Raw genomic sequence first — 21,679 nt, 5'->3', positions numbered from 1 at the left:
GCGGGCATAACTAAAGCAGGAAAAGAGAAGATTAATTCTCTTCCATCCCGCATTACATTTTCTACGATAAAAAAATAGAAGCTCCTAGAGCTTCTATTTTTTACTATCTTTATCCCATTATATGGTATCCTGAGTCAACGTGAATGTTTTCTCCAGTAATACCTCTTGCTAAGTCACTAAATAAGAATAGTGCAGAATCTCCGACTTCTTCTTGTGTTACATTTCTACGTAACGGAGCTTTTTCTTCAATCTCTTTTAAGATCGAATTAAAGTCACCTACTCCTTTTGCAGAAAGCGTACGGATTGGCCCTGCAGAAATTGAGTTTACGCGAATGTTATATCTACCAAGGTCATTTGCTAAATAACGTACAGAAGCTTCTAAAGCTGCTTTTGAAACACCCATTAAGTTGTAGTTTTGCATTACACGCTCTCCACCTAAGTAAGTTAACGTAACGATACTACCGCCTTCAGCCATTAATTCCTTAGCTTCACGAGCTACACCTACTAAAGAGTAAGCACTAATGTTTTGTGATAAAAGGTATCCGTCACGACTTGTATCTACGAAATCGCCTTTTAAATCCTCTTTATTTGCAAATGCGATACAGTGTGCTACACCGTGAATTGCTCCAACTTTCTCTTTAATTGTAGCAAAACTTTTTGCTAAATCTTCGTCGCTAGTTACATCACATTGAACAAGAATATTATTTGGATTTTCTAGTGACTCAGCTAGTTCACGTACCCCTTTTTCTAATCTTTCATTTGCGTATGTAAAAATTAAGTTTGCTCCAGCGCTATGTAATGATTGTGCAATTCCCCATGCGATACTACGGAAGTTTGCTACACCCATAACTACATATGTTTTACCTTTTAATGAAATCATATCAATAGTCTCCTTTATTATTAGTTATTAGTACTAGATACTAAAATAGTAGCACAAATACAATCAATTGAAAATAGTAAAGTTAAATATAGCTTTATACAAAAAAAACAGAGATATAATAGTTTATTAAAAAGAGTTTATCGTTTTTTAATTCCTTTAAAGACAAAAATAAATTATAATGATGAATGTCGTACATTTAAAATGCTTATTTAAAAGCATACTAATAAAATAATATATAGAGAGGTGAGGACATGAAGGAAGACCGTACATCTCCCTTTCAAATTGATTTTAAATTACTATTCATTCTATTTTGTATAGCAGTTGTAAGTTATCTTGCAATTACAAGTGCAATGCCTAGCCTTCCTGCAAATCTAAGAAACATCAATTTCGCTGCTCAACAAATTAAATGGTATATCATTGGATTAGTTGGTATTGCAGCTATTATGATAATTGATTTTGATCGATATAAAAATGTAATTTGGTATATGTATGGATTTGGTTTAATCCTACTTCTTGGATTAGAATTACATATCCCAGGTGCTCAAACGATTAAAGGTGCTACCGCATGGTACAGTATACCCGGTGTAGGTAACTTCCAACCATCTGAGTTAATGAAAATTTTTATGATCATCATTTTAGGAACAGTCATTTCAAGACACAATGAAACGTATGCAGTACGTGGAAAAAGAGAAGATATTTTACTTTTAGGTAAAATATTTGGTTTTGCTCTGCCACCATTACTATTAATTGCTAAAGAGCCCGACTTAGGAAATACAATGGTTATGTGCGCAATTATTGCATCAATGATCTTAGTTTCTGGAATTCGTTGGCGCTATATCCTTGGACTAGTTGCTTTAACAGTCGGCCTTGGTGCATTGATGGTTTATCTATACTTTTACCATTTTGAGTTTTTCACATCTCACATACTGGAAGAATACCAGTTAAATCGTTTTTACGGCTGGTTAGCACCATATGAATATCCATCTCAAGGGTATCAGCTTACTCAGGCATTAATGGCAGCTGGTTCTGGTATGCTAACAGGAAAAGGTTTCCATAACGGTGAGGCATACTTCCCTGAGCCGCATACAGATTTTATCTTCACAGTAATTTGCGAACAATATGGTTTCATAGGAGCAAGTATAGTAATCTCATTATTCTTCTTATTAATTTATCGAATGATTCATATCGCGTTAGAAAGTAATGATAAATTTGGTAGTTATATTTGTGCAGGAGTAGTTGGTATGTTCACTTTCCAAGTATTCCAAAATATTGGTATGACGATTGGGCTACTACCAATTACAGGGATCACTCTACCATTCGTTAGCTATGGAGGAAGTTCACTAGCAACCAACCTGCTAGCAATAGGTTTCATCCTAAACGTAAGATCTCGAACAAATAAATACATGTTTGACTAAATATGGCTAATGATAAAGGAAAGCAGGGGCAAGATTTTTTAAATCTTGCCCCTCTTTTTTATTTCTACTTTAGAGAAACAATGGAAGTCTTTTTTAGAATTTTTTCTGCTACTGCGAGGTTTTGAACGCCGCTTTAACATTTAGATTTATTGTTTTTTCTATTATTTACTGTACATACTAATAGAAATTAATTGTTTCAATTTTCTTAATAAGGATTGATAAGATGAAGTATGATGTAATAGGAGATATTCATGGTTGCTATGATGAGTTTGTCGCGTTAACTAAAAAGCTTGGCTATTTGTGGGAAAATAATATCCCTATCCACCCTAATGATCGCAAGTTGGTTTTTGTTGGTGATTTAACGGATCGAGGACCAAATTCTTTAGCAGTTATAAAAGTAGTATATGAATTAGTGATGAAACATAAAAAAGCATATTATTCACCGGGCAATCATTGTAATAAGCTTTATCGTTATTTTCTTGGACGTAATGTGAAAATTCAACATGGTCTTGAAACGACTGTAGCTGAATTAGAAGCACTAAACGGTAAAGAAAGAAGTCATTATGAAGAATCATTTAAAAAGCTTTATGAAGGCTCACCATTGTATCATGTTCTTGATCATGGAAAGTTAGTTGTTAGTCACGCTGGTATACGTGAGGATATGATTGGTAAGCATTCGAATAATGTAAAAACATTTGTTTTATATGGTGATATTAATGGAGAGGTACTTCCTAATGGAATGCCTGTAAGAAAAGATTGGGCTAAAGATTATAAAGGTAAAGCCTTAATAATTTATGGTCATACTCCTATTAAGGAACCAAGGGAATTAAATAATACAATAAATATCGATACAGGTGCAGTTTTTGGAGGCAAACTTACTGCATTTTCATACCCGGAACGAAAAATTACACAGGTCCAGTCTTCAATGCCTTATATTGAGGAAAAAATTAGCTTTTATGAAGAGGTTAAAAGCATTTAAAAAATAATTAGATTACTTATAAATTTTAGAAATAGAACAAAAAAAAAGTAGATTTCCAAGTGGAACCTACTTTTTTGCTGATTAAGCAGGCGTCCACTTATCAGCGTTATATTTTAGTCTCTTCCATCCCCATGGTTGAAACACTACATAATTAAAAATAATCTATTATTCATATATTGTCAATAAATTCTACAAAATTTAGACAAATTTATCTCTTGACATTTTACGATTCCAAAAAGCCTATTAAATCAGGTGGTAAAGCGATTTCAAGATTTTTCCTAAAATGGTCAATTGGATGCATAAATGACAACTTATAACTATGCAACGCCTGTCTCTTTAACGTATCATTTTTCCCTCCATATAAATCATCCCCAATTAACGGATGTCCTAATGAAGACATATGAACACGAATTTGATGTGTTCGACCAGTTTCTAATTCTAGTTCTACGACTGAATATTTACGATTTGCCAACAGGACATTATAATGAGTAATTGCCTCTTGCCCGTTTTCAGAAACAACTCTTTCAATAATGCTATCAGTTTTCCTAGCAATTTTTGCCCGTATAACCCCTATAGATTCATTCATATGCCCATGAACAATTGCTATATATTTTCTTTGAACACTTTTTAACTCATTTTTAGAAAATAAATAATGAATATAACGATTTTTAGCAACTAGCATTAATCCTGAAGTATCTTTATCTAATCTAGTTACAATATGAATTGTAGATTGAAGTCCAATCGATTGATAATAATATAATAAACCATTTGCTAGAGTACCTTTAGGATGCTCTCTAGAAGGTATACTCGGTATTCCAGAAGGTTTATTTATGACTAAAACTGCATCATCTTCATAAACAATCTCAAAAGGAATTTCTTCAGCTATTAGTTCTTCACTTGGCTTTTCGATTGGAAAATAGATTTGTACAAGATCTGATTCATTTAATATTGTACGGACAGTTTTTTCTTCATCATTTACTGTGATTTTTCCACCTTGAAATTTTATGTCTGTTAACGCACGTTTAGAGAGCTCCTTTAATTTAAGAAACTCTCTAAGTAAAATGCCATTATGTTCTTTTTTTACTTCCCACTTTAAACTAAATTGCTTCATTTTCTTCACCATTATTCTTTAACAAAAGAATCCACAACACGCTTCCAAAATGGAAATGGTCTGAAACGTGCAAATCGTACTTTTTCATGAGCTACTCTACATTGAATCGATTTAACATCTTGATGCACAATTGTTTTATGATCTAATGTAATTTGAAAGTTTGCGTTTCTTACTGGTTTAAGTAAACAAGTATGATGCTTAGGTAAAACAAGTGGTGAGCCAATAGTACGAAAAACTCGATTATTGATTGATGCCATCTCAGCAATTTGAATCGCCTCAATTGATGGATGAATAATCGCACCACCTAAAGCCTTATTATATGCAGTACTACCTGATGGAGTAGAAATGCAAAGCCCGTCACCCCTAAATGTTTCAAAATGCTGACCTTTTATTTCAACATCAATCACTAAAGTACCTTCAAGTCCTTTTATCGTACACTCATTTAAAGCTAGTGTTTGCATTTCTTTTCTTCCATCCTTGTAACGAATGATAACTTCCAATAAAGGATATTCAACTACTTGAAATGGAGTCTTCGCTATTGCAATAACAAGTTTTTCTACCTCGCTTGGTACCCAATCAGCGTAAAATCCCAAGTGTCCAGTATGAACCCCTACGAAAGATACTTTATCGAGAAGATGAGTGTAATGATGAAAAGCATGAAGCAAAGTCCCATCGCCACCTACGGATATGACAATTTCAGGTTCTTCTTCATCAAATTTAAAATCAAAGCTCTCTAAATAATCTCTCATTCGTTTCATCAGCTCATTGGACTCTTGATCACCCTTAGACATAATTACAAAATTCATTTTCTTGTCCTTCCCTTATTGGTCGTTTTTTTTCGAAAATTCGGCTTGTGCTTCTTGAATCTCTCCTCTTATTAGAGACATTTCTTCATCAAGTAAAAACGCTGCTTCAGCTGCTCTTTGTAATCGTTCAAGAATGTTTTTAGGATATTGCCCTTTATATTTATAATTTAAAGAATGCTCTATTGTTGCCCAAAAATTCATCGCAAGTGTTCTAATTTGTATTTCCACAAGCACTTTACGTTCACCTTCAATCGTTTGAACTGGATATTCAACTACAACGTGGTATGAACGATAGCCGCTCTGCTTTTTATTCGTAATATAATCGCGCTCTTCTACAATTTTAAAATCCTTCCGTTTACGAAGAAGTTCCACGACATTTTTAATATCCTCAACAAATTGACACATCATTCTTAGACCAGCAATATCTTGTAGTTCAGTTTCCAAATTCGCTAATGGAATACCTTTTCTAATTGTCTTATTCACGATACTATGAATTGGTTTTACTCTCCCAGTAACGAATTCAATAGGGGAATGTTGGTGAGTTTCTTCAAACTGCTTTCTAATCCCTTTTAACTTAACTTTCAATTCATTTACTGCTTGCTCATATGGTGCTAAAAAACTTTCCCATTGACCATTCATATCCAATCACCCACTACCTTACTTCTCTTCTAAAAACACGCTTTGAATCTGCTTAACAAATTCTTCCCCATAGTTAAAATTACCTTCTACATTTTGAACTAAATAAGATAATTCATCATTCCAATTATTTAGTGCCAGGTTTTCTTCAGCGACTTTTAAAAATACATTTAAATTTTGATCACTTGCTTTTTTTAAATCAGACCAATTTTCAAAAGGAACCGTAACATATACAAATTCTTCTTTTTCTTCTATTATATACAATAGTGAACTTTCATCCGAGTCTGCAATCATTGTCCCAACTTCACTACATTGTTCTAAATTCAATTTTGACTGATCAAGTAATAAAAATAAACCATCTTCATTTATAATTGTTCCATTTATTTCAAGCATTTTTCTCATCGTAAAACCTCAACCTTTTTAATGTATGTATTTTATTCTAATTTGACCAATTATATTGTAACATATCAAATAGAAAATAGACGACTAGCACAAACAATAACACAAATAATACAAAAAGAAGGAGCTTCTTATGGCTAAAGAAATTGAAATTGAATTTAAAAACTTATTAACAAAAGAAGAATTTGAAAACCTAAAAACCTTTTTTCAAATTAATGAATCTAGGTTCCGTTCGCAAACTAATTATTATTTTGAAACTCCCAGTTTTTCAATTAAAGAACATGGTGGAGCTTTAAGAATTCGCAAAAAGTCAGCCACTTCTTATACATTAACTTTGAAAATTAGACAAACTGTCGGTCATTTAGAAATTAATCAAAAAATTAGTGAATCTGAAGCATCAAACATGTTGGAAACATCCGTATTACCAGATGGTGAAGTAAAAGAATATATCAACGAAGTAAAGTTAAACTTAAATGATTTAAATTTAATAGGTGAGTTAACAACAAATCGAGTAGAATTCCCATATGAAGATGGACTCTTAGTCTTAGACCATAGTACATATTTAAATCATGAGGATTATGAACTAGAATTCGAAGTAACCGATGAAAACATTGGCAAACAGCAGTTCATCAACCTTCTAATGGATCATCAAATTCCAGAGCGTAAAACTCTTAATAAAATTAAACGCTTTTTTAATGTCAAAAATGAGCTTGATAAGAAGTGATATATTTGGTTTTTTAAGCCTTTCAAAAGTCAGACTAACTGATGGATGAGAGGCTTTTTTTATAAGCTATACGAATAAACGCCAAGCTGTGTGCCTCTCCTAGTCAGCCGAGGGAAGAAAATAGAGGGTATAATTCCAAGTTTTTTAATTCATAATCTATTTTAATGATCCTTCCAATCAAAATTTAACAGATTTTTATCATTTTTTTATATAATTAAAGTAATATTCCGAGTTAGGTATTTGGAAGTAACTGATTTTGGCCAATTTCAGGGAAAAATGCCCAAACGGGTATGGGTATTTCTTTTTCTTATTTGCGATTCTTGAGACTTTAATTGCAGTTTTGATGATTTTATTTGCGATTTCCAGAAATTTATTTGCAGTTTTGACGATTTTAATTGCGATTTTCAAAATTTATTTGCAGTATTTACTTTATTTACAACTCAGGCGAATTCTTTAAGATCGACTATACTTAGTTCACTACTTCCTTTCATTAGACTCTACTTAATTAAAAAGATTTAATAGATTATGGAAAAAAAGTGCATCATATTTGAAATATTAACTCTCCGTTGCTACAATACGATTAGAGATGAAACGTGTTATATCTTACAAATTAATTTTCAAGTCTGTTATAGTACGGACATTTGAATTGCAATAAGGGTGAAATATATGAATGACAAACAATATAAAAAGGAATCAATCACGCTTCCCGAGAAGAACTGTACAAAAAAATCGATTGAATTGTATGTATTCATAGATCCACTATGTAGAAATTGTTGGGATTTTAGTACACTTTTAAAGAAGTTCCACTTAGAATATGGTCAATATTTTTCATCTACTTATATTCCAGTTAATCGATATTACACTACAAAAAAACTATTAGAAAAACGACCATCTCAGCTTTCTTTCGTTTGGGAAAAGACAGCTAGCAGGTCAGATATACTTTGTGATGATCACCTTTGGATTGATAATAAAGAGCTTTATCCTTATTACTCGGCAATTGCAATAAAAGCAGCTGAGCTTCAAGGTAGAGTAGCTGGCGTTAGTTATTTAAAAAAGCTACAAGAATATTATTTCTTAATGGACTTAGACATTACAGATCAAGAAGTTCTTATTCAATGTGCTAAAGATATAAATATTGATGTCAAAGAGTTTATGGAAGATTTACACAGTATCCACTCAATTAAAGCTTTACAATGCGATATTAAAGTTACAAAAGAAATGCATGTAACTGAAATACCGAGTGTTGTATTTTTTAATGAGAATATTGAAGAAGAAGGTTTGAAGGTATCTGGTTTTGAGAGCTATCAAACCTATGTAAAAATTTTAAAACTAATGACTAATACAGAGCTAGAAAAAAGAGAACTTCCTGATTTAGCCGAATTTATTAAATTTCAACCTTTTGTTACAATAAAAGAACTTTGTACGATCTATGAGAAATCTACTCAATGCATGGAGCTAGAATTAAAGAAACTAATTTTACGTAGAAAAGTTAAGAAAATTGTTCAAAAAGATAATATTTATTATCAATACGTTGTTTAAACGACAAAAAAAGACCTAGCTTTCGCTAGGTCCTTTTTTTGATGTAAAATTACATCAAGGGGATGGGAGAAATTTTCACGTTCAACAAAGGGGTATTTGTGTTTGTGAAGTAATTCACACCCTTATAATACAATTTATTTTAGCGTTTGGCAACCACTTGAGAAATATTTCACATTTTAGACACAAATACAATTCTAGGATAATGCTTTAAGATCAACCAAAATAACCTGAAAATATACCGTAGGCTTAACGATTCAATTGAGAATATGAGCAAATGGGATAATACCAAAAAAAACAGACACACATAAGATTTACTCTTACACATGTCTGGTTACTTAAAAATTTTAGTTAAATAGTAATTCTTCCATTTCGTTTAGCATTTCTTCAAAGACTTTTAATGCTTCTACGATTGGTTGTGAAGAAGTCATGTCTACTCCAGCTTTTTTCAATACTTCAATTGGATAATCAGAGCTTCCTGATTTTAAGAAGCCTAAATATCTCTCAACTGCTGGCTCGCCTTCTTCTAAAATTTGTTTAGAAAGAGCTGTAGCCGCACTGAATCCTGTTGCGTATTGGTACACATAGTAGTTGTAATAGAAATGCGGGATTCTGCTCCATTCTAACCCGATTAACTCATCAATTACGATATCCTCACCAAAATATTTTTGATTTAGTTCATAATATGTTTTTGTTAGTAAATCTGGCGTTAATGCTTCACCATTTTGAGCTAATTCATGAATCTTGTGCTCAAATTCTGCAAACATTGTTTGACGGAAAACAGTACCTCTAAACGTCTCTAAATAGTGATTTAATAAATATAATCTTTGTTTATGGTCTTCTGTATTTTTTAGTAAATACTCATTTAATATCGCTTCATTACATGTAGACGCAACTTCTGCTACGAAAATTGAATAGTCTCCGTAAACATATGGTTGATTTTTACGAGTATAATAACTGTGCACTGAATGTCCAAATTCATGTGCTAAAGTAAATAAATTATTTACATTGTCTTGCCAGTTCATTAAGATATATGGATTCGTTCCATACGCACCAGAAGAATATGCACCACTACGTTTTCCTTTGTTTTCTACAACGTCTACCCAGCGGTTTTCATATGCTTCTTTAAGAATTTCGATGTATTCCTCACCTAAAGGTTTTAATGCCTTTAATAATACTTCTTTTGCTTCATCATATTTAACTTCCATTTTTACTTCTTCAACTAAAGGAGTAAATAAGTCATACATGTGAATTTCGTCTAATTTTAATGCTTTCTTACGAATATCAATATAGCGATGTAATAAGCTTAAATGATCATTTACAGTAGAAACTAATTGATCATAAACAACTTCAGGAATAGCATTATTGCTTAATGCTGCATGGCGAGCGTTATCGTATTTTCTTACTTTAGCCTTGAAATTATCTTTCTTAACAGCTCCACTTAAAGTACTTGCAAAAGTGTTTTTATACGCATCATACGTATTGTAAACTGCTTCAAATGCATCTTTACGAACTCGACGATCTGCACTTTCTAAATAGTGAATATAACGACCGTGAGTAATTTCTACTTCTTCACCATTTTCATCTTCAATCGTTGGGAATTTTAAATCCGCATTATTTAACATTCCAAATGTATTACTAGAAGATGATAATACTTCAGATGCTTGAGCCATAATTTCTTCTTCAGCTGCTGAAAGAACATGCGGTTTTTGTTTTAAAACTTCTTCTAAAGAATGCTCGTACAATTTTAGGTCATTGTTTTCATCAATAAATTTTTTCAATGTATCATCTGAAATTGTTAGTAATTCAGGCACGAAATATGACATTGCACTTCCAGCCTTAGTATATAAGTTTTTAGCGCGATCATCTAACGCTTGATATGTTGAATTTGTTGTATCTTGATCGTAACGCATATGAGAATATGTATACAACTTACCTAATAAGAACGAGATTTCGTCCTGCTTTTTTAATGCATTTAAAAGCGTTTGAGAAGATTCTCCTAATTTGCCTTTAAATTCTGAAAATGATGGGATTAATTCAAGTACTTTCTTGTACTCTTCTTCCCATTTAGCATCAGTTGCATAAATATCTTCCAACTTCCAAGTTAATTCTTCTTGAACTTCATTTCTAGTCGGCAGTTTTTTTACAGCTTTTTGTTCTAGCATGTCTGATCCCCCTAAATTATTATTATTATTGTATTAATAACCTTCCAACGCCTGATATTAATAATCATTTGAATCGGTTTCTACGTTAAACAATAAATCAAATGCTGTATTAGCACTCAGACAGTCTTCATCCAATGCTTGTTCGAATGATGATGGAATAATAGCATTAGCTATCTTCATTATTTTACCATTTTTAATCCGTTTTACGATTCTAAATTTTACTAAAAAGTCAATATACTTTTCTACACATTTCTCCAAATTACCTATTTCGTTATCCTGAAACTGATTAATCCTCCAATGATTATTCTGTACTTCTAAATTTACATATTGCTTAATATTCTCGATATCAATCCGTTGTCCAATCTCCACATGATGAAAAAATTTAAAATATATTAGCCCTTGCCATAAGATACAATGTTCCTTAATAATACAGTTACTTTCTAATGGCACACCGATTAGAGCCGGAAAATAAACAATATTTGCTTTATACAAATATTGTTTTAAAATTTTAAGTTTACCTTTAGTATGCAGATGTTGATAAAGTCTATAATCTTTTTTTAAACGATTCCATCGATCAATGAATTCTTTTTTATCAATTTTATTTTGGGATAATAATTTCTTTAGATTAAAATGATTTATTGGATAAACTTGCTTTTGTCCAATATATTGGACTGGGGAGAATGCTATTAGTGAGGAAAGGACAATAAATGAATCCATCGTAGGATTATAATACAGAAGAGAATTTACGTTAACCTTAATAAGAGAATAAACGGAGAGTGAATTTAGAGAAAACGATGACCATCTTTTTTGTTTTAATAGCTTATCATTTAAGATCCACATTACTTTCATTCCACTATTCTTTAAGGAACTAGTTCTTTTTACCATTAGATCTAACGGTATAATAGAACATTGATACTCAATACATAATTGAAAACTTTGTAAACTAACATACAAATCTGGCCTTTGATTTAATTCTGGAAAAAATTTTTCAACTTCAACATTTAACGCTAATTTTTTAAAAAATTGATATAAAGCAAATTTCCCCTTTATGTGCTCAAGACTTTCTTTTCCTTCATTTTCACATTCCGTCAAATCAATATGAGCAAAATGTGGAACATTCTTTAGACCAGCTTTGAGCCTCACCGGTTTTTGGCAATTAGGGCAATAGTATGGCCCAACTTTTTTCAATCTGACTAATTCCTCTGGAGTTTTCATTTCAAATAAATTAATAATATCTTTCTTTGAATTTAATGCAACGATCATGAAAAAAACTACCTCCTTTCCACTCTACTTCACTATCCTCCTCATAATATCCTTCAAAAAAATAAAAAACGATTTTTCAATTAAAGAAAACTCGCCGATTGGCGAGCCTTTAGGCGATGACAGAGGGGTAGTTGCACTTATACTTATACCTAAAATTGGCATCTACGCCGACTGATCTTCACAGTTGCCAACTTATACTTTCTTAATGTGTAAAAAAGCCTACCAAAAATTGAATTTTCAATTTGGTAGGCTTTTTTTGTCTATGCATTTATATAAAATTGTTCTTTATAATGAAGTTATTCATACAAATTCCCAATCTTTTTCAAGTAATTCTGCACTTAAAGTAGTGGTGCCATTAACCTTGATAATGATTCAAATATCCTTTTGTATATAGGTCTCTTTTTAAATTCGTTAAATATAATTGCTTCTGAATCAAGGATATCATGTTTAAAATCATTAACTAAGTGATCAATACTTTCTTCCAAATATAAAAATGCAGTTACTTCAAAATTCAAACGAAAACTTCGCATGTCCATATTTGCTGTTCCCACAGAAGCGACTTCTCCATCTACAATTAATATTTTACTGTGTAAGAACCCTTGCTTATATTCATATATTTCTACTCCGGCCTCTAATAACTCTGGAAAATAAGAACGTGAGGCATAGAATACAATCTTTTTATCTGGACGATCTGGCATTAGAATTTTTACTTTTACCCCACCATTTGCTGCCACCTTAAGCGCAGTTAATATATCTTCATCCGGTACAAAATACGGTGAAGCAATATAAATACTTTCTCTTGCACTAGTAATCATGGCAAAAAATAACTCTTTAATGACTTCATGTTTCCGATCTGGTCCTCCAGAAACTAATTGAATTGCTCCTTTTGAGGAATAATCATTTGAATTAATATCAAAATATTCTTTTTTATCAATTAACTCATTCGTCATATAATACCAGTCTTGTAGAAATATGAATTGTAGTGTTCGCACACCTTCTCCATTAAGGTATAGATGTGTATCTCTCCATTTACCAAAATAAAGATCTTTGCCTAAATACTCGTCTCCAATGTTTAAACCGCCGACGAAACCGACATTTGAATCAATTACAATGATTTTACGATGATTCCGGTAATTGATGGTATCATTTAATACTGGAATTTTCACAGGGGAAAATGGTAGTATTTCTACTCCAGCTTTTCGTAAATCTTTTACAAAACTTCTTGATAACTTCCAGCTTCCTACAGCGTCATATAAAAATCGAACTTTTACTCCACTCATTGCCTTTTCAATTAGAATTTCTTTAAGCTGTTTACCAATTTCGTCATCTCTTACTATATAAAACTCAATATGAATATGATGTTTTGCTTTTTTTAATTCCTCAATAATTTTAGGAAATGTTTCGCTTCCATTCGTTAAAACTTTCGTAAAAGTATTCATAGTGACTGGTGTATTACTCTGTTTTGCAGCGATATTAATTAAATATTCCAATCTTTTATTTTGATAAATAAAATCTTTCACTTCTTCGTCATCTGACCCATTGATTAACCCATTTGCATTCTGATCATTAATTGCTTTTTTTCGATAAACCATTTTCTTTTTGTAATTTTGTCCAAAAATTAAATAAAAAACAAAACCAAACAACGGAAATATGGCCAAGAGAATGATCCACGTTAAGGTTCTAGCAGGATTTCTATTTTCTAAGAAAATAATAATCGATACACCTATTGCCGTTATCGAAAACATAATACTTATTAATCTAAAAACAGTAGATTTCTCAAAAAAAGCAAAATTCATTAGCCAAATGAATTTAATAGTCGGAGAAGCAAAATATAAAATGCATACTACAATTGATAAAAATATTAAAATCTTTAATCGAAATTGCATCAATATTCTCCTTTATACAGAAAAGAAACCGATCCCTAAGGCATCGGCTATTACAGTAATGGAAAAATTGATTTAAAATGAGGTAATGCTGTTTTCTCATAAATCAATTTTCCGTATTCCTCTAAAACATGAATAGTTACCTTTGAACGATGGCCATATTCAAGTAACATTGATGATAGGTATTCAACTTGAACTTCATCAAGTAAATCTTCCTCAAATTTAACATAAAGATAGTAATAATCTTGGAAGGAATAAAGTGTACTTTCAAATGATTCTTGATTAACAGAATGAGATAAAGAAATGAGATCTTCAAGATTTTTAAAGGATAAAATAATTTCATTTTCCTCTTCATCCATCGATTCAAAAATGTCGTCATCATCATCTTCTTCTGAATCATCGTCATCATCTACAGAAATAAAAGGTATTTCTAAATTCTTTTCTCCTTCACCTAAGTTAACTTCTACTTTCTTACCATCTTTAGAAATTACAGCTTTTGTGACAACTACTTCTAAGCCTTTGTCTAGTGCCTGTACCTGAATCCATAGGGGGCCACCTGCAATGAATTCCTCAGTCAAATGCGCTTCATCAATTAATTCCCAGAAAAGCTCTTCACTTCTTTCTCGGTCTAACCATACTTCATCCTTCGAGAAACCTCTCTCTTCGATGTCTAAGTAGGATATGGAGAATTTAAACGTATTCTCATTAATTCTTTCTATTTCCATTGTTTTCCCCCTCCTTTAATGAACAACAAGTAATTGCGTTAGACGAAATAGAATAAATATAGTTAAAGAATTTTATATTAAATATAAAATTCTGAAATAGTAAATTAGAAAAATACTCTTAAAAATTTAGCTTTAATAAGTAAATTTTTATCTATCTTACCATGAAAAATTATTAAATGCGAATAGTAACTACACTTCTATTTTATGATACAAATTAAAATTTTGGAAATAAAATTCACCTATTTTTTAAAAATCATCATATACCTAGTATTATTAGGACAAACATAAAGCATTTGTAAGTGAGGTGAATTCATGATAGATCTTGAGTATATATGGTCCTTTTTAATGATTGTCATCATAGATATTGTTTTAGGTGGTGATAATGCTATTGTCATTGCATTAGCATGTAGAAAATTACCATATAAACAACGAAACATAGCGATCATTTTGGGTAGTATAACCGCAATTGTTTTACGAATCATTTTAACAATTGGTGCAATTTATGTTTTAAAGGTTCCTTTTCTACATTTAATCGGCGGAATATTACTTTTGTACATAGCATGCAAACTAATTATCCAGGAAGAGGACAATCTTTCTTCCATAAAGGAAAACTATACCGTTTTCCATGCCATCCGTACAATTGTATTTGCTGACCTTGTAATGGGGATCGATAACGTATTAGCAATTGCAGGGGCATCGAATGGAAAGCCATCATTAGTAATTATAGGTCTTTCGATTTCGATTCCAATTATTATCTGGGGAAGTAAGGTCGTTTTATGGTTTTTAGAACGATATCCAGTCCTTAGCTTTGTTGGTGCTTCCGTTCTTTCAATTACAGCAAGCAAAATGTTAATAGACGAACCAGCTATTAATGCGTATATTAACGGGAGAAACGATATGGAGTTAATTGTCAGTTCATCTTGTGTCATTTTCACGATTATTATAGGTTACTATTTTAATAATATTCGATATCGTAAGCGAACTTCTTAATTGTTAAAAAAAAGCTGTAAAAAGTATTCAATAAACTTTTTACAGCTTTTTATATATTATTCATAAGTATTTGTTCAATATGAATGAGAATGTTAATCAAGAATTGTAATATTTTTCACAATTCAAATCAAAAGATTACTCATTAACTAAACGTTGTGCTTCTCGTAATTGATATGTGCGAACTGAACGTGGTAAGAATCTTCTTATTTCATCTTCATTATAACCAACTTGTAAACGTTTCTCATCAATAATTATAGGTCTTCTTAATAAACCCGGATATTTTTGAATGATTTCGTATAAGTCTTGTAAAGGAAGACTTTCAAGGTCCACGTTTAATTCCTGGAATATTTTTGATCTTGTTGATATAATTTCATCAGTACCACTTTCAGTCATGCGTAATATTTGTTTAATCTCATTAATTGACAATGGTTCTGAAAAAATATTTCTTTCTTTATAAGGAATATTATTATCTTCTAGCCACATTTTTGCTTTTCTACAAGACGTACAACTTGGTGAATTATACAAAATTACCATTTTGCGCTCCCCCTAACTATTCTTTTAAAAAAAGTAATATAGTTATGTTTATTAATTTATAAGAATTGGTTAATTATAATAAGTTTAATCTACCACTATATGTTCACATTATACAGTATTGCTTAAGATAAATATAGACTAATTTGTAAAAAAATTTAAAAAAACCTATACAAAAGGTGTACAATTTTCAGTAAATTTAAAACCCAATAAATTCAAAATAATTATTTTGAAAATACCCAATTACGCTTTATATTTCACCACTTTTTTAATACAATAATAGTAACGCTTACATTCCTAGGAGGCTAATCTAATGGCAGCTTACATAACTGATTTATTGATTGTTGCAGTGTTAGTAATTGGAATTACTGCACTTAATGGTGTGTTTACAAACGCGATCGGCGAAAAAATATTCGGTAGAAGTAAAAAAAGTCAATTTGTTGAGATGTCTGACAGAATGTCTGCTAACTTCAAACAAGTTGGTGGCCAAGGCAAATTCCGTAAGAAAACTTATTAATAGTGCAGGTATTAGGTAGAACAAAGGTTTTAGGAAAAGGAAGGGCAAAAGCCCTTTCTTTTTTTTGCTTCAAAAAAGGTTGAGTCTTTAGGAGATGTTTAAGGTATAGTTGGTTCAGTATTCTAAGGAATATTAGATTCAGGGGCTTTGAAAATAAATTTATACCGCACCATTATACACTATTGTTCTTCCTTCTTCTCCACAGCTAGTCCACCCATTCTTCTACCTACCCTTGCCTGCATTGATAACTTTAGAACTTTCATCTTAATTTTCCTTTAATTTCATAATACCTTGAGATTCATTAGAGTTAGATTTTTTACTTTTTCTAATTGGTGAGCACCTTATGAGTTAAAAATTCGATGGTTCTTCCGTTTTTTTTAACTCATGAACCCTTTATGAGTTAAAAATTCTATGCTTCTTCCGTTTTTTTAACTCTAGAACCTTTTTTATCTACACCTTAATATAATTTCCTATCCTTCTTCCCGTCCCTAACCCCAATAAAAAAATGCCTAGCGAATTATTCACTAGGCACTGTTTTTATTTATACATTTGTTGGTAATTTTTAAATTCTGCTTCAGAGCAAAGTACGAAATGTCCTGGACGAACTTCACGTAATTTTGGTTCTTCGTTAGAATAGTCGTGTTGAGATGCATCATAAACGATACGTTTACGGTTGCGCTCATACACTGGATCTGGAAGCGGAATTGCTGATAATAAAGATTTTGTATAAGGATGCATTGGGTAATCATATAATTCATTACTATCTGCAAGCTCAACGATTTTACCGTGATACATTACACCGATACGGTCACTAATGTATTTAACCATTGATAAGTCATGGGCAATAAATAAATATGTTAAGCCTTTTTCCTTTTGAAGCTTTTTCATTAAGTTTACAACCTGAGCTTGAATCGATACGTCAAGAGCTGAAATTGGCTCATCGGCAATGATAAAGTCTGGTTGTACAGCAAGTGCTCTTGCAATACCGATACGTTGACGTTGTCCACCTGAGAATTCATGTGGGAAACGATTAGCATGCTCTTTATTTAAACCTACTGTGTCAAGTAAGTCATATACCATTTTCGTACGTTCTTGTCTGTTACGAGCTAAGCCGTGAATATCAATACCTTCAGCGATGATATCAGCAACTTTCATACGCGGGTTAAGTGAAGCGTATGGATCTTGGAATATCATTTGCATACGACGGTTAAATTTCTTTAATTCTTTACTACTTTTCTTTCCATGTACATCTTCACCATCGAAAATTACTTGTCCATCCGTAGCATTGTATAAACGAATGATTGCACGGCCAGTTGTAGATTTACCAGAACCTGATTCACCTACTAAACCGAATGTTTCTCCACGGAAGATGTCAAATGTAACATCATCAATTGCTTTAACAGTTGTTTTACCTGTATTAAAGTATTGTTTTAAATTTTTAACTTCAACTAATTTTTCTGCTGTTTTATTTGACATTTACTTCACCTTCCTTCATTCGTTGAATACGCTTCTTAACGGCTTCAGGTGGTTCAACTTTAGGAGCATCCTCGTGTAATAACCATGTTGCAGCGTAGTGTGTATCAGACACTTTGAACATAGGAGGTTCCATTTCATAGTCAATTTTTAAAGCATTTGGATTACGTGGTGCAAACGCATCACCTTTTGGAGGATTTAGTAAATCTGGCGGCGTACCAGGAATAGCTACTAATTCTGCTCCTTGTTCATTATCTAAGTCAGGCATTGAAGCTAAAAGTCCCCAAGTATAAGGATGTTTTGGATTGTAGAAAACATCGTCTACAGTTCCAATTTCAACTACTCGACCTGCATACATAACTGCTACTTTATCGGCAACATTCGCTACTACACCTAAATCATGTGTAATAAAGATAATTGCTGAATCAGTTTTTCTTTGAATATCTTTCATTAGCTCAAGGATTTGAGCTTGAATTGTAACGTCAAGAGCTGTCGTTGGCTCATCGGCAATTAATAATTTTGGATTACAAGCAAGCGCCATTGCAATAACAACACGTTGCCTCATACCACCTGAAAACTGGTGCGGGTATTGTTTAAAACGTTCTTCAGCCTGTGGAATACCAACAAGGTTGATTAATTCGATCGCAATTTTCTTTGCCTCAGTTTTGCTCATTTTTTGGTGCTTCATTAGACCCTCTGTAATTTGATATCCAATCGTTAATACTGGATTTAAAGAAGTCATAGGATCTTGGAAAATCATTGAAATATCTTTTCCACGAATAGCTTGCATTTCTTTTTCGCTTATTTTAGCTAAATCTTTTCCATCGAATAAGATTTCACCGCTTTTAATTTTTCCAGGAGGGTTTGGAATTAACCCCATTAATGCTTTAGATGTTACTGATTTACCTGAACCAGATTCACCTACAATTGCTAATGTCTCACCTTTTTTTAGGTCAAATGAAACTCCGCGTACTGCTTGAACTTCACCAGCATGAGTATAAAAGGAGACACACAGATCTTTTACTTCTAATAATTTACTCATTGTTCATTCTCCTTTCAAAATTACTTACTCGATTTTGGATCTAGAGCGTCGCGCAAGCCGTCAGCAATTAAGTTGAAACTTAAAATTAACAAACTGATTACAATCGCCGGAATAATCATCATATGAGGGAAAGTTTGTAATGACTTAAAGCCATCACTTACTAAAGAACCTAATGATGCTTTTGGTGGTGCAATACCTAAACCAATGAAACTTAAGAACGCTTCAGAGAAGATAGCACTTGGAATTGTAAACATCATCATTACGATAATTGGACCCATAATATTTGGAATTAAGTGTTTTGCAATTAATTGAGTATTAGTCGCACCTAATGTTCTTGAAGCTAAAACGAATTCTTGATTTTTTAATTTTAACATTTGACCACGTACGATACGTGACATACTTACCCAGCCTGTAATAACCATCGCTAAAGCGATTGAAAGAATACCTGGGTTTTTAAAGATCAGGATAAACAAGATTACTACGATTAAATATGGAATACCCATTAAAACTTCGGCAATACGCTGCATGATTGTATCCACACGTCCACCAAAGAAGCCTGAGATACCACCAAATGTAACACCGATTATCATATCAATTACTGCTGCTAGTAAACCGATTAAGATTGATACACGAGCACCAGCCCATGTTCTTGTGAAAAGGTCACGTCCAAGATCGTCTGTACCAAACCAGTAATTTTCTTTGATTCCCTTTTCTTTATAAACGTCATTTCCATATTGATCATATCCATCAAATGGTAAGAATTTTACATTTGCTAATACACCAATTTTTGGTGGTAATTTTGATCTTTTTAAATCTTGATCTTTGTAAGAATGGCCACTAATCATTGGACCAAATAAAGTGAAGATTAATAAGATGCCTAGGATAATAAAACCTAACATCGCACCTTTATTTTTCATAAAACGTCTTCTTGCATCTTTCCAGAAAGAATCTGAGGGTCTTGAAATTTTATCTGCATTATTTAAATCTACGTTTGCAGGTTGAAATAAATCAGATGAAATTTTTTGAGCTGTATTATTGTTCATTCTTATTTACCTCCTGCTAAACGGATACGTGGATCAATTACACCGTATAAAATATCTACTACGAAGATTACAATTAATAATAATGCACTATAGAAAATTGTTGTACCCATGATTAATGAGTAATCATTTGTTTGGATTGATTGCACGAATTGAGAACCTAATCCAGGTACAGCAAACATATTTTCAATAACTAATGTACCAGTCATTAAGTTTACTGCCATAGGGCCTAAAATTGTAACAACCGGTATTAATGCATTTCTTAATGCGTGTTTAATAACTACGCCAACTTGAGAAATACCTTTTGCTTTAGCAGTTACGATATATTCAGAGTTCATTACTTCGATTAATTCAGATCTTGAGAATCGAGCTACCGTTGCAATAACGAATACTGATAATGCAATAGTCGGTAAAATCGTGAATTTAAAGCTTTCCCAATATGCTACTGGGAACCACTTTAGTTGTACTGCTAAATAATATTGTAATATGGCCCCGAATACGAATGAAGGTATCGAGATCCCAAGAACTGCTAGAACTGTAGCTCCGTAATCAAAAATTGTATTGTTTTTTAATGCTGAAATGATCCCTAAGATTAATCCTATAAATGCTCCTAATAATAAAGCTTGAGCACCTAATTGAGCTGATGGACCAATACGAGTTTTAATCATATCAGTTACTTTACGGTTATCGTATTTATATGAATCTCCTAAATCTCCTGTTGCTAGATTCTTCATGTACGTTGCGTACTGAACTGGAATAGGCTTATCTAACCCATACTTTGCAAAAATAATTTGTTTTTGTTCAGGCGTTAATTTCTCTGGGTTTTTTAATGGAGAACCTGGTAACAACTTCATTAAGAAAAATGTAACAGTACAAATCAAAAATAGTGTGACAAACATGTAAATAAATCTCTGTAGCACGTAACGTCCCACAACAGCACCCCCTTATTAATTTTAAAAATTTTTTTATATTTTTTTTGTTAAAAATGAGAGTAGTTAAAATACTCTTATTTTCATTTCTAGACTGTTTCGATCGCTTTTGCTTCTTGTCCATATTATTCTCAAACATGGATTCAATCATTTAGTCCATTTTTTTCTTTTAATGTAAATTGGTGTAAAAATTTGCTTAAGCTTTTTTCCCAATAATGTAAGCGTATTCGCAATGACGTTATTGGTCAATATTTTTTTTACTCGAAAATTCAAAATTATTATTCTAGACTGATAATTTTAATTAGAAATTCCTGTTCATTTAAAATTGGAATCCTTATTAAAATAGCTCATTCAGATATTTATTCATAAATTTTAGTAAAAAAATGAAAGTATACTTTGATTTCAAAATGCAATTTTAGTATAACAAACTATTTATCGTAACATATCTCACAATCCATGATGTATACCCCCTAAGATGCAATGCAATGTAGGTTAAAATGCAGAAAGTTAATATACAATTCTGAATTTTTATAGTAGAATTTTCGATAGTAATCGATTTTTTTCTACAAATTTTATTATACATTTTTATTAGAGTTTTACAACAATTTTGACAAAATTAAATTAATAAATTTGTT

General features: G+C 31.9%; 20 protein-coding genes. 6 read left to right on the top strand and 14 right to left on the bottom strand.

Features of this window, described 5'->3' with window-relative positions; translation table 11 throughout:
- Window positions 1–109: 109 nt before the first annotated feature.
- Window positions 110–880 carry an enoyl-ACP reductase FabI gene (fabI, locus tag CN601_RS23690; protein WP_098117249.1) on the bottom strand — a complete coding sequence of 257 codons (771 nt, stop codon included), beginning with the start codon at window positions 878–880 and terminating at the stop codon, window positions 110–112.
- A 251-nt stretch (window positions 881–1,131) separates the two neighbouring features.
- On the opposite strand from fabI, the gene CN601_RS23685 reads away from it, so the two are divergent.
- Window positions 1,132–2,295, top strand: coding sequence for an FtsW/RodA/SpoVE family cell cycle protein (locus CN601_RS23685; protein WP_098172508.1), 1,164 nt, complete (start codon window positions 1,132–1,134; stop codon window positions 2,293–2,295).
- A gap of 223 nt (window positions 2,296–2,518) precedes the next feature.
- On the top strand, window positions 2,519–3,274 hold the full coding sequence (gene prpE, locus CN601_RS23680) for a bis(5'-nucleosyl)-tetraphosphatase PrpE (protein WP_098172507.1): 756 nt from the start codon (window positions 2,519–2,521) through the stop codon (window positions 3,272–3,274).
- Between the two features lie 223 nt (window positions 3,275–3,497).
- Here the strand turns inward: prpE and CN601_RS23675 are convergent, their stop codons facing one another.
- Genes CN601_RS23675 through CN601_RS23660 form a run of 4 tightly spaced genes read right to left on the bottom strand, consistent with a single transcriptional unit; the run spans window position 3,498 to window position 6,229 of the window.
- The gene (locus CN601_RS23675) at window positions 3,498–4,385 is read right to left on the bottom strand and encodes an RluA family pseudouridine synthase (protein WP_179865672.1); all 888 of its coding nucleotides are present in this window, start codon (window positions 4,383–4,385) and stop codon (window positions 3,498–3,500) included.
- Between the two features lie 11 nt (window positions 4,386–4,396).
- Window positions 4,397–5,191, bottom strand: a complete 795-nt coding sequence (locus tag CN601_RS23670; RefSeq protein ID WP_098117245.1) for an NAD kinase — start codon at window positions 5,189–5,191, stop codon at window positions 4,397–4,399.
- 15 nt (window positions 5,192–5,206) lie between these two features.
- Window positions 5,207–5,830 (bottom strand): GTP diphosphokinase, encoded by a 624-nt coding sequence (gene yjbM, locus CN601_RS23665; protein WP_098117244.1) that lies wholly within the window; start codon window positions 5,828–5,830, stop codon window positions 5,207–5,209.
- Window positions 5,831–5,848: 18 nt separating this feature from the next.
- Window positions 5,849–6,229, bottom strand: a complete 381-nt coding sequence (locus tag CN601_RS23660) for a UPF0738 family protein (RefSeq protein ID WP_098172505.1) — start codon at window positions 6,227–6,229, stop codon at window positions 5,849–5,851.
- 130 nt (window positions 6,230–6,359) lie between these two features.
- Here CN601_RS23660 and CN601_RS23655 point away from each other — a divergent pair, with 130 nt between their 5' ends.
- Window positions 6,360–6,950, top strand: a complete 591-nt coding sequence (locus CN601_RS23655; RefSeq protein WP_098172504.1) for a CYTH domain-containing protein — start codon at window positions 6,360–6,362, stop codon at window positions 6,948–6,950.
- Between the two features lie 666 nt (window positions 6,951–7,616).
- Window positions 7,617–8,489, top strand: coding sequence for a DsbA family protein (locus CN601_RS23650; protein ID WP_098172503.1), 873 nt, complete (start codon window positions 7,617–7,619; stop codon window positions 8,487–8,489).
- A gap of 344 nt (window positions 8,490–8,833) precedes the next feature.
- Here CN601_RS23650 and pepF read toward each other — a convergent pair whose 3' ends face one another.
- From pepF to mecA, 4 genes are all read right to left on the bottom strand, one after another.
- Window positions 8,834–10,651, bottom strand: a complete 1,818-nt coding sequence (gene pepF / locus CN601_RS23645) for an oligoendopeptidase F (RefSeq protein WP_098172502.1) — start codon at window positions 10,649–10,651, stop codon at window positions 8,834–8,836.
- Between the two features lie 57 nt (window positions 10,652–10,708).
- A complete protein-coding gene (locus CN601_RS23640) occupies window positions 10,709–11,914 on the bottom strand; it encodes a competence protein CoiA (RefSeq protein WP_098172501.1) in 1,206 nt (401 codons plus the stop codon).
- Between the two features lie 338 nt (window positions 11,915–12,252).
- The gene (cls, locus tag CN601_RS23635) at window positions 12,253–13,800 is read right to left on the bottom strand and encodes a cardiolipin synthase (RefSeq protein WP_098172500.1); all 1,548 of its coding nucleotides are present in this window, start codon (window positions 13,798–13,800) and stop codon (window positions 12,253–12,255) included.
- A gap of 50 nt (window positions 13,801–13,850) precedes the next feature.
- Window positions 13,851–14,522: an adaptor protein MecA gene (gene mecA, locus CN601_RS23630; RefSeq protein ID WP_098117237.1), complete on the bottom strand. Its 672-nt coding sequence runs from the start codon at window positions 14,520–14,522 to the stop codon at window positions 13,851–13,853.
- A gap of 315 nt (window positions 14,523–14,837) precedes the next feature.
- On the opposite strand from mecA, the gene CN601_RS23625 reads away from it, so the two are divergent.
- A complete protein-coding gene (locus CN601_RS23625; RefSeq protein WP_098172550.1) occupies window positions 14,838–15,512 on the top strand; it encodes a TerC family protein in 675 nt (224 codons plus the stop codon).
- 135 nt (window positions 15,513–15,647) lie between these two features.
- Here the strand turns inward: CN601_RS23625 and spxA are convergent, their stop codons facing one another.
- Window positions 15,648–16,046 (bottom strand): transcriptional regulator SpxA, encoded by a 399-nt coding sequence (spxA, locus tag CN601_RS23620; protein ID WP_056473638.1) that lies wholly within the window; start codon window positions 16,044–16,046, stop codon window positions 15,648–15,650.
- Window positions 16,047–16,356: 310 nt separating this feature from the next.
- On the opposite strand from spxA, the gene CN601_RS23615 reads away from it, so the two are divergent.
- Window positions 16,357–16,560, top strand: coding sequence for a hypothetical protein (locus tag CN601_RS23615; RefSeq protein WP_056473635.1), 204 nt, complete (start codon window positions 16,357–16,359; stop codon window positions 16,558–16,560).
- Between the two features lie 537 nt (window positions 16,561–17,097).
- On the opposite strand, the gene CN601_RS23610 is transcribed toward CN601_RS23615, so the two are convergent.
- From CN601_RS23610 to opp3b, 4 genes are read right to left on the bottom strand one after another with little or no spacing between them, the layout of a single operon-like run.
- Window positions 17,098–18,036, bottom strand: a complete 939-nt coding sequence (locus tag CN601_RS23610; protein ID WP_098117236.1) for an ABC transporter ATP-binding protein — start codon at window positions 18,034–18,036, stop codon at window positions 17,098–17,100.
- Window positions 18,026–19,075: an ABC transporter ATP-binding protein gene (locus CN601_RS23605; protein WP_098172499.1), complete on the bottom strand. Its 1,050-nt coding sequence runs from the start codon at window positions 19,073–19,075 to the stop codon at window positions 18,026–18,028. Before CN601_RS23605 ends, CN601_RS23610 begins: the two co-directional genes overlap by 11 nt.
- A gap of 20 nt (window positions 19,076–19,095) precedes the next feature.
- The gene (opp3C, locus tag CN601_RS23600) at window positions 19,096–20,118 is read right to left on the bottom strand and encodes an oligopeptide ABC transporter permease (protein ID WP_098117234.1); all 1,023 of its coding nucleotides are present in this window, start codon (window positions 20,116–20,118) and stop codon (window positions 19,096–19,098) included.
- A 2-nt stretch (window positions 20,119–20,120) separates the two neighbouring features.
- Window positions 20,121–21,047: an oligopeptide ABC transporter permease gene (gene opp3b / locus CN601_RS23595; protein WP_098117233.1), complete on the bottom strand. Its 927-nt coding sequence runs from the start codon at window positions 21,045–21,047 to the stop codon at window positions 20,121–20,123.
- Window positions 21,048–21,679 lie beyond the last annotated feature (632 nt).

Origin of the sequence: Bacillus sp. AFS017336 (assembly GCF_002555445.1) — a bacterium.
In the GTDB taxonomy this organism is placed as follows: domain Bacteria; phylum Bacillota; class Bacilli; order Bacillales; family Bacillaceae_G; genus Gottfriedia.
This window is presented reverse-complemented; position numbering and strand designations above follow the sequence as displayed.